The 13,237-nt window shown below is 42.7% G+C and carries 12 protein-coding genes; 8 read left to right on the top strand and 4 right to left on the bottom strand.

Translation table 11 applies throughout. From position 1 onward, the window contains the following. Positions 1 to 52: 52 nt before the first annotated feature. Entirely contained in the window at positions 53 to 538 is a 486-nt protein-coding gene (gene rimP, locus M301_RS00630; protein ID WP_013146823.1) for a ribosome maturation factor RimP, read from the bottom strand. Between the two features lie 294 nt (positions 539 to 832). Here rimP and M301_RS00625 point away from each other — a divergent pair, with 294 nt between their 5' ends. From M301_RS00625 to cysK, 4 genes are all read left to right on the top strand, one after another. Next, positions 833 to 1,057 (top strand): YezD family protein, encoded by a 225-nt coding sequence (locus tag M301_RS00625; RefSeq protein WP_013146822.1) that lies wholly within the window; start codon positions 833 to 835, stop codon positions 1,055 to 1,057. 59 nt (positions 1,058 to 1,116) lie between these two features. Beyond that, entirely contained in the window at positions 1,117 to 2,619 is a 1,503-nt protein-coding gene (locus tag M301_RS00620) for an OprO/OprP family phosphate-selective porin (RefSeq protein WP_013146821.1), read from the top strand. Positions 2,620 to 2,705: 86 nt separating this feature from the next. Next, entirely contained in the window at positions 2,706 to 3,713 is a 1,008-nt protein-coding gene (locus M301_RS00615; protein ID WP_013146820.1) for a sulfate ABC transporter substrate-binding protein, read from the top strand. Between the two features lie 118 nt (positions 3,714 to 3,831). Further along, on the top strand, positions 3,832 to 4,809 hold the full coding sequence (gene cysK, locus M301_RS00610) for a cysteine synthase A (RefSeq protein ID WP_013146819.1): 978 nt from the start codon (positions 3,832 to 3,834) through the stop codon (positions 4,807 to 4,809). 169 nt (positions 4,810 to 4,978) lie between these two features. On the opposite strand, the gene M301_RS00605 is transcribed toward cysK, so the two are convergent. The 3 genes from M301_RS00605 to epsC all read right to left on the bottom strand — a co-directional run bounded on the left by M301_RS00605 (position 4,979) and on the right by epsC (position 8,912). After that, entirely contained in the window at positions 4,979 to 6,886 is a 1,908-nt protein-coding gene (locus tag M301_RS00605; RefSeq protein ID WP_013146818.1) for a family 2A encapsulin nanocompartment cargo protein cysteine desulfurase, read from the bottom strand. Beyond that, positions 6,873 to 7,787 carry a family 2A encapsulin nanocompartment shell protein gene (locus M301_RS00600; protein WP_013146817.1) on the bottom strand — a complete coding sequence of 305 codons (915 nt, stop codon included), beginning with the start codon at positions 7,785 to 7,787 and terminating at the stop codon, positions 6,873 to 6,875. The genes M301_RS00605 and M301_RS00600 overlap by 14 nt, the downstream gene beginning before the upstream one ends. 69 nt (positions 7,788 to 7,856) lie before the next feature. Next, complete coding sequence (epsC, locus tag M301_RS00595; RefSeq protein ID WP_013146816.1) at positions 7,857 to 8,912, bottom strand: serine O-acetyltransferase EpsC; 1,056 nt, start codon at positions 8,910 to 8,912, stop codon at positions 7,857 to 7,859. 367 nt (positions 8,913 to 9,279) lie between these two features. On the opposite strand from epsC, the gene M301_RS00590 reads away from it, so the two are divergent. The 4 genes from M301_RS00590 to cysW all read left to right on the top strand — a co-directional run bounded on the left by M301_RS00590 (position 9,280) and on the right by cysW (position 13,232). Further along, the gene (locus M301_RS00590; protein WP_013146815.1) at positions 9,280 to 10,278 is read left to right on the top strand and encodes a sulfate ABC transporter substrate-binding protein; all 999 of its coding nucleotides are present in this window, start codon (positions 9,280 to 9,282) and stop codon (positions 10,276 to 10,278) included. A 22-nt stretch (positions 10,279 to 10,300) separates the two neighbouring features. Beyond that, positions 10,301 to 11,197 carry an EAL domain-containing protein gene (locus M301_RS00585; protein WP_013146814.1) on the top strand — a complete coding sequence of 299 codons (897 nt, stop codon included), beginning with the start codon at positions 10,301 to 10,303 and terminating at the stop codon, positions 11,195 to 11,197. 122 nt (positions 11,198 to 11,319) lie between these two features. Beyond that, the gene (gene cysT / locus M301_RS00580; RefSeq protein WP_013146813.1) at positions 11,320 to 12,150 is read left to right on the top strand and encodes a sulfate ABC transporter permease subunit CysT; all 831 of its coding nucleotides are present in this window, start codon (positions 11,320 to 11,322) and stop codon (positions 12,148 to 12,150) included. A 173-nt stretch (positions 12,151 to 12,323) separates the two neighbouring features. Further along, entirely contained in the window at positions 12,324 to 13,232 is a 909-nt protein-coding gene (gene cysW, locus M301_RS00575) for a sulfate ABC transporter permease subunit CysW (RefSeq protein WP_013146812.1), read from the top strand. Positions 13,233 to 13,237: the final 5 nt, after the last annotated feature.

The following is a 13,237-nucleotide window of genomic DNA, read 5'->3' as shown; positions in this document are numbered from 1 at the left end:
TTTAACTGCTTTATTTCATTAAATTCTTATCAAACGTTTATTCTAACTTGCTCTAAAACACTGGGTTCAAACGTGCTTTATCAATATTACTCAGCGCCATCTTGTATACAACACCATCAAACTCAATTAACACCAGGCCATCTTGCACACCTTTAATAAAACCTAAAAAAGTTTTACGCGGTAAGGTTGTTTCTGTCGCGGTTACGCTTTCATCTTTAATGCCAACACGCAACTTAATCTGCGCTCGCTCGCCGATAAACCTCACGAAATCGGCTTCTTTTTTCAGTACGCGATCCATTCCTGGCGATGAAACTTCCAAGCGATCGTAATCAATGTCATTCTCTACCGCCAATAAGTTACCCAGCTGATTACTCACCAAGCTGCAATCATCAATATTGACGCTATCTTTAATATCTGCAGGGTTTAATTTATCAATAAAAACACGCAACAATTTACCGCGATTAGAAATCTCTAAATCAACAAGTTCGTAGCCTAATTGGCTTACCGATTTCTCTATCAACGTATGCAGATCTTGCATGTTTATTAAACCCCTATTCCCTACCACAACCTTACGAATTCATGCGTAAGTCGCAGAAACAAAAAATGGGCACAAAGCCCATCGAAAAAATTCTTCCATATTATACCTATCAATTCAATGAATTGGAATTAGAACTCGCAAATACCAAGCCCAAAAGTGACTTTATTCTCAATTACACCGATTTATATTCTTTTTGATTATAAACTTATAAAAATCAATTCTTTTTAATTATTTAAAATACTTCTTATAGTGCTGATATTCGCTTTTAACTTAATTTGATTTGAGGTTAACCACATGTCACATATTCACAATTCAACCAACATTAGCAGAGATGTAGTGCAAGAAATCTTACAAGCTGTTGATTCGCTCAAGCGCGGATCTGGTTTTGGTTCTATAGAAATAGTACTGCATGAAGGACGTGTAACTCAAATTGAAAAACGCGAGAAGTTTAGATTTTCTAATAACGAGAATCTAGAGAGCAAAAGAATCACGCCTTCTATACCAGTAGCGGCAAAATAAAAAAACTTAAAACAAAGGGGCTGACCAGCAGGCTGGAAGCTTTATGTCAGGAGATTAAAATGCAATTCAAATATACTAAATTCGCCTCTGCGCTCATAGCTAGCGGCATTATTTCACTGCCTATAACAGCTCATGCTAATGACAGTTCTGAGCTTGAAGAGTTACGTAGTTTAGTGCAAGACCTTAGTCAAAAAGTCAAAGTGCTTGAGCGCAAAGGTGAAATTTCAGGCGAAGAAGCAACAGCAGCTAAGGCCACAACACCAATTGTTAGCGCAGGGCCTGGTGGCTTTTCTTTAAAATCTGCAGATGGCAGCTCAGAACTTCGTTTACGTGGTCAAATTCAAGTGGATGGCCGTTATTTTGTCAATGGTGATGGCAGCGCAAGTGGCAGCACTAACGCGACGGCAGCGCAAGCTGCTGATACCGTATTATTGAAGCAGTTCCGTCCTATTTTCCAAGGAAAATTGTGGGATAAATATGAGTTTTTACTTACACCTGATTTTGGTGGCGGTAAAACCATCGTACAAGATGCTTATATCGATGCTAAATTCAACCCATGGTTTCAAGTTAAAGCAGGTAAACAAAAATCCCCATTTGGTTTAGAGCGCCTACAAGGTGATGCTGATGGTAAGTTTATTGAACGTTCTTTAGTTAACAATCTGGTTCCTAATCGAGATATCGGTGTGCAACTGCATGGCGCATTTGCTGATAACAAAGTGGAATATGCGCTTGGTTACTTTAATGGGGTAATTGATGGCAATAGCAGCGATAACTACACTAATGCAGACACTGACAATAATCGTGATAAAGATTATGTCGCACGTATATTTGCAACGCCTTTCAAAAATGACACCGGATTCTTGCAAGGGTTAGGCTTTGGTTTAGCTGCCACATACTCTAATTTGGCAGGCTCTGGAACTGGAGTAAATACTACAACAGCTCAAAGTGCCACAGAAAGTAATTTACCAAGTTTTAGAAGTGGATTAGGTCAATTATCAAACTTTAAATATACGACCGCATCAGCAGGTGCAACAAATGGTACTTACGCTGATGGGCAACGTCTACGCTGGTCTCCTCAGTTTTACTACTACAACGGTCCTTTTGGTTTATTTGGTGAATATGTTCAAGTTGAACAGGATGTGAGCAGAGTTGGTAATACTGGGAAACGCCATGACAAACTTAAAAATGATGCATGGCAAATTGCTGCCTCTTGGATTATTACCGGTGAAGATGCCGGCTATGTGAACCCTACCGTTTTACATCCATTTAACGTAGACACTGGTGATTTAGGGGCTTGGGAATTAGTTGCACGCTATTCTGAATTAAATATTGATGACAAGACCTTCGCCGGAACTACTGCAACTTCTTATGCTGATCCCAAAAGCTCTATCAGCAAAGCCAGTGCTTGGGCTACCGGTGTTAATTGGTACCTGAATCGCAACCTAAAACTTGCTTTAGATTATGAGCAAACCAGCTTTAATGATGGCTGGACAACTGGTGCTGTTAAGTCAGACCGCCCAACTGAGCGCGTTCTTTCTACTCGATTACAACTTGGTTTCTAGCACCTTAATTTACTCATCCCATATTCAAATTGTGAACATGAGATGAGTGCTAGCTATTTACATTACAGTTTAGACAAGGATTACAAATGAAAAAAACACTACTAGCCGTTGCCTTGCTTTCAATAGCATTTGGCGCTGCGGCACCAACTCTGGCATCAGCCAAAGACTATACTTTACTCAACGTTTCTTATGACCCAACGCGTGAACTTTACCAAGATTTCAATGCTGCATTTAGCAAATATTGGCTAGCAAAAACTGGCGACAAGGTCACTGTTAAAGCTTCGCATGGTGGCTCAGGTAAGCAAGCGCGCTCTATTATTGATGGCTTAGATGCTGACGTTGCAACGCTTGGCTTAGGTTACGATGTAGATCAGCTGTATGAAAAAGGTAAGTTGATTCCTAAAGACTGGCAAAAACGCCTTTCACTGAATAGCTCACCTTACACATCAACCATTGTGTTGTTAGTTAGAAAGGGCAATCCTAAAAAAATCAAAGATTGGGATGACTTAACCAAATCAGGTGTTTCTGTGATCACGCCTAATCCTAAAACATCAGGTGGTGCACGCTGGAACTATTTAGCGGCTTGGGCATACGCTCAGAAGCAAGATGGTGGTGATGAAGTTAAAACGAAAGAATTTATCAGCAAGTTATTCAAGAACGTTCCTGTGCTAGATACTGGTGCTCGTGGATCTACAACAACCTTTGCTGAGCGTGGCATTGGTGATGTACTGATTGCTTGGGAAAACGAAGCCTTTTTAGCTCAAAAAGAATTCCCTGGTAAATATGAAATCGTGATCCCTTCACTTTCTATTTTGGCTGAACCGCCAGTCACTGTAGTTGATAAGTACGCTAAGAAACACGGCACTGAGGCTATTGCTAAGGCATACCTGGATTATCTATATACTGAAGAGGGTCAAGAAATCGCAGCAAGGAACTTCTACCGTCCAACACTGGCTTCTGTGGCGAAAAAATATGAAGCACAGTTTCCAAAAGTTAATTTAGTGAAAATTGACGATGATTTTGGTGGTTGGCAAGTGGCCCAGAAAAAACACTTCTCTGACGGCGGTACGTTCGATCAGATTTATCAAAAATAAGTCATTCAATTATTAAACGCAAGGCCTTTGAGGTCTTGCGAAAATAATTGTATATTGTTGTCTTTAAACTCTTGTATCTATAATTGATACAAGAGTTATTAATCATTAAGGAGTTCTTATGTCTAGTTGGTTTGAGGATAATGCGCAATCTATCGGCAATACGCCTTTAGTTAAGCTGAATCGTATTACCGATGGCGCAAGCGCTACTATATTAGCAAAAATTGAAGGTCGTAACCCAGCTTATTCGGTTAAATGCCGTATCGGTGCCGCCATGATTTGGGATGCTGAGCAACGCGGTTTATTAGGTGCTGGTAAAGAGATTGTAGAGCCTACTAGCGGCAATACTGGCATTGCTTTAGCCTTTGTTGCAGCCGCTCGAGGCATTCCACTCACGCTTACCATGCCAGAAACAATGAGCATAGAGCGCCGTAAACTATTGGTCGCTTATGGGGCAAAATTGGTACTCACGGAAGGTGCAAAAGGCATGAGTGGCGCGATTGCAAAAGCGGAGGAAATTGCCGCATCAGATCCTAGCCGCTATGTATTGCTTCAGCAATTTAAAAACCCAGCTAACCCAGCGATTCATGAAAAAACGACTGGGCCAGAAATTTGGAACGCAACTGATGGCAATATTGATATATTCGTTGCAGGTGTAGGCACAGGTGGCACGATCACAGGCGTTTCGCGTTTCATCAAAAATACCCAAAACAAGAACATTCTGACGGTTGCAGTTGAGCCTGCATCAAGCCCAGTACTCAGCCAGCATCGTGCTGGCGAGGCAATCAAGCCAGCGCCGCATAAAATTCAAGGCATAGGCGCAGGCTTTGTACCTGCGAACCTTGATTTATCTGTTGTGGATGACATCGCACAAGTGACTAATGAAGAGGCTATTCTCTATGCACAGCGTTTAGCGCGTGAAGAAGGTATATTGTCGGGTATTTCCTGTGGTGCAGCAGTTGCAGTTGCAGTCCGCTATGCAAAACAACCAGAAAATGCGGGTAAAACGATTGTGGTGATATTGCCAGATTCTGGCGAGCGTTATCTAAGCTCGATTTTGTTTGATGGACTATTTGATGCACAGGGTTTAGCCGTTTAATTGCTTTAAGGTGGTGGCCGCTAACACTTAAAATCAAGCGGCAGCATTGCTTTCTCCCTAGTTAAACTTGATTAAAGTTTAACCAAACCTAAAGTTGTCTGGCTAACCCACATGGGCAGCCAGACTTTTTTCATGCTTGTATCTAATCTTACCTAATACGACTAAAGTTTTAGCTAAAGTTAGTAGGCGCTTTAGTTGAGCTTAAGCGTAGCAAGGCATTCACTAATACATCTACTTCTGCATAAGTATTGTAGAAGGCCAGCGATGGTCTTACCGTTGTTTCCAGCCCAAAGCGACGCAATATAGGTTGCGCGCAATGATGCCCTGAACGCACCGCTATACCTTCTTGATTAAGCGCCGCACCAACCTCTTCACTCTTATAACCTTCAAGTGTGAAAGATAGGACACTAGCTTTTTCTTTTGCCGTGCCAACTAGGCACAAGCCAGGCACTTTGCACAGTGCGGCTGTTGCATAGACTAAAAGTTCATGCTCATAGCGTGCAATGTTATCAATACCAATGCGCTCCACATACTCAAGCGCCGCGCCTAGCCCTACCGCATCAGCAATATTGCCAGTACCCGCCTCAAATTTAGAAGGTGCATCGTGATAGACAGTTTTATCAAATGTCACATCTTGAATCATATTGCCGCCACCTTGCCACGCTGGCATATCAGCGAGCAACTCTGGCTTGCCGTAAAGCGCACCAATACCTGTTGGCCCAAACACTTTATGACCTGAGAATACAAAAAAGTCAGCATCTAAAGCTTGTACATCGGTACGCATGTGCGATACGGACTGCGCGCCATCCAATAGTACTTTTGCACCTGCACGATGCGCCATTTGTATCATTTCAGCCGCTGGTGTGACGGTTCCTAGCGCGTTAGACACCTGTGTAAAAGAAACCAATTTCACACGTGAAGTGAGTAACTTTTGATATTCAGCCAATAATATCTGGCCACTATCATCCACTGGCACCACTTTGAGTTTAGCGCCTGTTTCTTGGCATAATTGCTGCCAAGGCACAATATTGGCGTGATGTTCAAGATGAGAAATCACGATTTCATCACCCTCACTCAAGTGCTTTTTGCCCCAAGTTTTAGCGACTAAATTAATCGCCTCCGTAGTCCCACGAACAAAGATGACGTTATCTATTGACGGTGCATTAATGAACCGCCTAACAGTTTCACGTGCTTCTTCATAAGCATCAGTCGCACGCGCAGCTAGCTCATGTGCTGCTCGATGAATGTTAGAGTTTTCATGCTGGTAAAAATATGAAATTCTATCAATGACTGCCTGAGGCTTTTGAGTAGTAGCCGCATTATCAAACCAAATCAGTGGTCTGCCATTCACAAGCTCGCTTAAAATTGGAAAATCCTTACGCACCAAATTGGCATCAAATGGCGGATGCGATGCGGCTGGCAACTTACCAGTTTGATTGAGTTGAGACTCATGCAATGGTGAGTCTTGTAAAAAATAATAAGCGCTGTTGCTAGTATTACTTGGATTACCCACACCAGAGCCCGCGCTAGTAACACCAGATGTCTTGCCGCTGGCGCCGCTCAATATCTGCTTCAATTCATTTTCGTAGGGATTATTCAAGCCAACGATTAATTGATCAAGCGCAAGATCATTACTTGAAAACGGGTTAGCACCACTTGACCCATATTGCAGTTGCAGTGCTTCAGCACTGGCAAAATCGGGTTTAGTCGAAGCGAAACTTGGCGCTGCTGACCATATGGACGGCGTAGGGGCCTCCGTCACGCCTTTGGGTGATGTCGCGTTTGGTAAAACGGCATCTGAAGCGATATGTGATAACGAATCGTTCGAAGCAAAATCTGACTGCTTCGACCAAGGTGAACTGGCAGGAGACCCCGCAGGAAATCCTTCAGAATAAAGCTCATTGACAATGCGGCTAAGCTCCGCAACGTCAAAATGACCTGTTTCACTGGCTTGTCTGCCTAGCGCTAATGCCGCCGCCATGCGCGGATGCTCTCCAGGCAACTGACCCAATAACGCCTCCGGCTCAAATGACGATAAGTCACCTAAGCCAGCAAAATTAGTGTTATTTATACTCATAATAGTTGCCTACATCAACATTTTCCAGCACGGCAATCGCATCATCAGTCAATACTGCTAATGAGCAATATAGCGATACTAAATATGAGGCAATGGCTTTATGGTTAATGCCCATGAAGCGCACAGACAAGCCCATGCTTTGTTGACCTGGCAGGTTCGGTTGATACAAACCAACCACACCTTGACGGCTTTCTCCTGTACGTAACAACAAGATATTGGTTTTACCTTTTGTCACTTTTAATTTATCGCAAGGGATAATCGGCACGCCGCGCCATGTGATGAATTGTGAACCGAATAAAGCTACTGTTGGTGGAGGTACGCCGCGACGTGTGCATTCACGACCAAACGCTGCAATGGCTTGTGGATGCGCTAAGAAGAATGCTGGCTCTTTCCAAACTTTAGTTAATAATTCATCAAAATCATCTGGTGTTGGCGCGCCAGTGCGAGATTTTACTTTTTGTGTAGCTGCAATGTTGTTGAGTAAGCCGTATTCTTTATTGTTAATGAGTTCGCTTTCTTGGCGCTCTTTCACTGTTTCAATCGACAGACGTAATTGCTCTTTAATTTGGTTATGTGGGCTGCTGTATAAATCTGATACGCGTGTATGTACATCAACCACGGTATTCACCGCGTTCAACACATACTCACGACCCCACTCTTCGTAATCAACAAAGGTATTTGGTAAATCACGTTCATCTTTTGCCGAGCAATCCACTTCAATCGCGTTTGGATCTTTTGCTTTATTTACGCGATAAATACCAGCTTCAACGGGTACCCATTGCATTAAATGCACCAACCAACGTGGTGTAATGGTGCTAAGCATCGGCACCGTTTTGGTGGCATTGGAAAGCGTCCGTGCGGCGACGTCACCTAAAGCGGTTTGTTGGGTATTGTCTGTCATGTAGTTCTCCTATTTAAATCTGACTGATTAATTTGCTTACTAATGTGTTACTGGCTAATGGGTGATTAGCTAATGGGCTATTGGTACTTCTTTACTTAATTGTTTTGTTGAGTTTGCTGAATTTGTATGGCTTGAATTTGCTTGATGTGCAGACACATCCAAAGGCGTTGCCAGCATCTGCGCCTGAGTGATATTGCTGCCTGCTGGCACGCTACGAGTAAGCCAAACATTACCGCCTATGGCTGAGCCACGGCCTATAGTAATGCGACCTAAAATCGTTGCACCGGCATAGATCACAACATCATCTTCAACAATTGGATGACGCGCATTGCCTTTTAAAGGATTACCATGCTCATCTGTAGGGAAGCGTTTTGCCCCAAGCGTCACTGCTTGGTAAATACGCACATGTTTACCAATAATGGCGGTCTCGCCAATCACGACGCCTGTCCCATGATCGATAAAGAAACTCTCGCCGATGACAGCGCCTGGGTGAATATCAATACCAGTCGCAGAATGCGCCAACTCAGTAATCATGCGGGCTATAAGCGGCAACCCTAACTCATGTAATACGTGTGCAATGCGATAATGAATAATCGCCTGCGTACCCGGATAGCACACCAACACCTCATCTACGCTTCTTGCTGCGGGGTCACCCTCGTAGGCCGATTTAATATCGGTATCAAGCAGCAATCGTACTTTAGGTAAGTTTTTGGCAAACTCCCTAACAATTTCAATTGGAGATTGAGTCGTTAAGTTTGCTGCTTGACTGGCATCTAATTTACTAGCATCTAGTTGGCTTTGCGTATCTGCCGTAAAACTTAACTCCAGCTTCACTTGCGAAACGAGTTCTCGCAACGCCACGTCAAGCGTGTGTCCTACGAAATAGTCGATACCTTCTTCTTTAAGGTCAGGTAAACCTAGGCGGTTAGGAAATAATGCCGCCGCCAGACCTTCTATAATTTCTTGTAACACCTTGCGAGACGGCAACTTAGGCGGTTTGTCTCGCCGCTGCCTATTTTCTAAGGACGTCAGCCGCAAGTCACGTAACTGCGTCACGATTTGAGCAATGCCTAAATCATTCGATGTAAGCGGCTCAACGGCTTTTGTATGCTGATTAAGTTTCATAATTTCCAACTTCTATTTTTAAAATCACGCCGATGACCAGTCAATTGCCACCAAATTCACAGGCGTTAAAAACGCAAAAAGCCAGCGGTCTTTCGACTCACTGGCTTCCGGCTGTCCGGTCAGCGCTAGCTAACTACGATATTCTTTTACAAGATTTTAAGTGTTTATCTATTTAAATCCCTGCCTAAAATGGCTTTCCTTTATTTTCATGCACTCAATATACACCACTCGAACGACTTTAAAAAGGCACGTTCAACTATTTTATATATCACCATTTTGCATATACATATCATTTATAATTCTTTTACATTATTTCAACTGTTGGTTAAAGTGCGTGTATTCAAACAAAAAGCACAAGGTCATTCAGATGTTAAAGAAATTACTTATTACCAGTTTGTTGATATCCTCAGCAGCATTTTCATCATTCAGCTTAGCTGCTGACAATAGTTTGCTCAATGTTTCTTACGATGTCACTAGAGAGTTTTACAAAGACTTTAATGCGGCATTTATAAAATATTGGAAAGATAAAACTGGCGCATCCATCACCATCAACCAATCTCATGGTGGCTCCAGCAAGCAAGCGAGATCAGTCAACGACGGCCTTGAAGCTGACATTGTGACCATGAACCAATCGCCAGACATTGATATTCTATACACCCGCGGAAAACTGATTCCTAAAGATTGGCAAAAACGTCTTCCTTACGCAAGCTCACCTACAAGCTCAACCACAGTGTTTTTGGTTCGTAAAGGCAACCCTAAGCAAATTAAAGATTGGGATGATTTAGTTAAGCCTGGCATTTCTGTGGTGATTCCAAATCCAAAAACTTCAGGCAATGGTAAATACAGCTACTTGGCCGCATGGGGTTATGTGATTAAAAAAGGTGGCGACGAAGCCAAGGCTAAAGAGTTTGTTAACAAGCTCTTTAAAAACGTGCCTGTTTTAGATACTGGCGGACGCGGTGCCACAACAACCTTCGCGCAACGCGACATTGGCGATGTGCTACTGACTTTTGAAAATGAAGTGAATTTAATCAAAAAGGATTCAACGCAGCAGTTTGATGTTGTCTATCCATCAGTCAGCATCTTGGCAGAAAACCCCATCGCGATTGTAGACAAATATGTTGATAAACATAAAACCCGTGCGCTTGCCCAAGCTTATGCAGAGTTCCATTTCTCTGAAGTGGGACAAGAGATTGCCGCACAACATGATTTAAGACCGCGCCTAGCTTCAGTCGCAGAGAAATACAGCGCTAGGTTTAAACCGATATCCTTATTCACTGTCGACGAAGTATTTGGTAGCTGGGAAAAAGCACAAAAAGTCCACTTTGCCGATGGCGGCAATTTTGACCAAATCTATAATAAATAAAGAAAAAGTAAAAGGAATAAACATGACCCAACAACCAATTGCTGCACCTCCAATTGCCTCACATGTGGAGCAATTACGATTGCAGTTGAAAGAATCATTATTGCTGGATTTCGATGAATACGGCTTAGCCGAACAGTTTACTGGCGAGTTCAATAGCACGTTTGTAGGAGTGCGCTTGAATACTGCTTTTCAACCAATTTATGATAGCGAAGCTGGCGATTTATATGGGCATGAAGCCTTGCTAAGACCGACCTTAGGCAGTGAGTTAGCCAGCGCACCAGAATTTGCATTCACCTATGCCGAGCAAGCTGGAAAGTTAGTTGAGTTCGACCGTGTTAGCAGAACTTTGCACGTACTGAACTTTAGACAAATCTATGCAGAAAATGGTTTGCTATTTCTAAACGTGCATCCCAAGCTACTAGTTTCGGTCAATGAGCACGGCAAAGTGTTTGAGCGAATTTTACACGCCAACTCGGTTCCCACTGAGCGTATTGTCATTGAAATACAAGAGGCCTTAATCGAGCATGATCAGCAATTGTCGGATGCAATCAACAACTATCGTGATCGCGGTTACCGTATCGCGATAGACCGATTTGGTAGCGACCAGTCACATATCGATCGACTATGGAAATTCACGCCTGATTTCGTTAAATTGGATTTAAATTTGATCCAGCAAGCTGAAACTAATGTGCGTGTTCGCAATGCTTTACCTGGCTTGGTTAAGATCATTCAAGACATAGGCGCGAAGCCTGTGATTACAGGCATAGAAACACAAAATCAATTAGATATTGCAATTGAGTCTGGTGGCACGTTGTTTCAAGGTTACTTCTTAGCTAAACCTGTTACCGCTAAAGAGTTGCAACCGTCCTCACTATTTAAACGTTCACCTTCAATTGTTAATGTGCGCGAGGCCGCTTAATGCCTTTTGGCTATAAAGTTATAGGTAAACAGTATTTTTAACTTATTAAGATCCCTGTTAAATTAGCGGCTACTTAAATAAAAGTGTGCATGAAAATATGCATGAATAATTGATTGAAAAATATGTCCACTAAAAAGAATATCCTCCCTGGTTTTAATCTGTCTCTAGGCTACACGATACTGTACCTTAGCTTGATAGTATTGATTCCCTTATCAGCCGCATTCATTAAAACAACAGAATTAAGTTTTAATGAGTTTTGGGAGGTAGTAACAGCACCGAGGGTAGTAGCTTCTTACAAACTAACCTTTGGTGCATCTTTAATTGGTGCATTGATTAACGCCGTATTTGGACTACTCACCGCTTGGGTATTGGTGCGCTACAAGTTTCCAGGTAAAAAAATCCTTGATGCTTTAGTCGATTTACCTTTTGCACTTCCTACTGCGGTAGCGGGTATTACTTTAGCCACCTTGTATTCAGCACATGGCTGGATAGGTGCTTGGCTAGAGCCACATGGTATCAAAGTGGCTTCTACGCCGCTTGGTGTAATTGTTGCACTGACATTTATTGGCTTGCCATTTGTTGTGCGTACAGTGCAACCTGTATTAGAAGATTTAGAAGCTGAAACAGAAGAGGCCGCAGCTAGCTTGGGGGCTAATCGCTGGCAGACCTTCTCTAAGATTGTATTCCCAGCGATATGGCCAGCACTACTCACAGGCTTCTCATTAGCTTTTGCCCGAGCAATCGGTGAATATGGTTCAGTCATATTCATTGCAGGTAATATTCCTTTTGTCTCTGAGATTACCCCACTTATCATCTACATTAAATTAGATGAACATGAGTACTCGCAGGCCACAGCTGTGGCTGTAGTGATGTTAGTTATTTCCTTTTTACTTTTGTTTGCTATTAACGGTTTGCAATGGTGGCTTAACCGTCGTCATACAACCTCACACTAAAGGGCATTTCTATAAATCTAACTTTCATCACCACACTGCGTTGCTCACAAAAAATTACTCCTTACATATCAAACATATGCGGCGTCATAATTTTTAGTTCGCGCCTTGTTTGGCTTAGAAATTTAAATTTACAGAAACACCCTTAAATATTAGTCATTATTTATGAGAACTTTATGTCAATTAACACAGCTACAAATACTTTAGCTCAATCGCAATATAGCAATTACAACAACAAAGTGGCTATCAGCCGGGCGACTTCTGAGCCAGCTTTGGTACGCCGTCTGTTTATTTCAATTGTTGTGCTATTTCTAGGTGTTTTTCTAATATTGCCTTTGCTTGCAGTATTTACAGAGGCATTACGTCACGGCTTTGCGACTTACTTTGCAGCGATATCAGATCCTAATGCGCTGTCCGCAATGAAGCTGACCTTAATCGCAGCGCTGATTGCCGTGCCGCTTAATGTGGTATTTGGTGTGTCTGCGGCGTGGGCAATTGCTAAGTTTGAATTTAAGGGTAAGAGCATACTGATTACACTGATTGACTTACCATTCGCCGTATCACCTGTGATTGCTGGTTTAATCTATATCTTAATTTTCGGTATGCAAGGCTGGTTTGGCTCATATCTGTTCGACCATGACATCAAAGTCATCTTTGCAATACCAGGCATTGTACTAGCTACCATTTTTGTTACCTTTCCGTTTGTTGCGCGTGAGTTAATACCTTTAATGCAAGCGCAAGGCAAAGATGAAGAAGAAGCGGGGCTTGTGTTAGGGGCATCAGGTTGGCAAATCCTGTGGCGCATCACATTCCCGAATATCAAATGGGGCTTGCTATATGGCGTAATTTTAACTAATGCACGTGCCATGGGCGAGTTTGGTGCAGTTTCTGCCGTGTCTGGGCACATTATTGGCATGACCAATACGCTGCCTCTGCATGTAGAAATTCTTTACGCGGATCACCAATTAGCAGCAGCCTTTGCTGTGGCTTCATTATTGGCGTTGCTAGCGATTGTCACACTGATACTCAAAACCTTTGTCGAATGGCGTGTGGCACAAAACGCTATCCACAATGAGAGTATCTAAATATA

Origin of the sequence: Methylotenera versatilis 301, assembly GCF_000093025.1 — a bacterium.
Classification (GTDB): domain Bacteria; phylum Pseudomonadota; class Gammaproteobacteria; order Burkholderiales; family Methylophilaceae; genus Methylotenera; species Methylotenera versatilis.
Note: the sequence above shows the minus strand (reverse complement) of the source record. Positions and strands in the feature narration are given on the sequence as shown.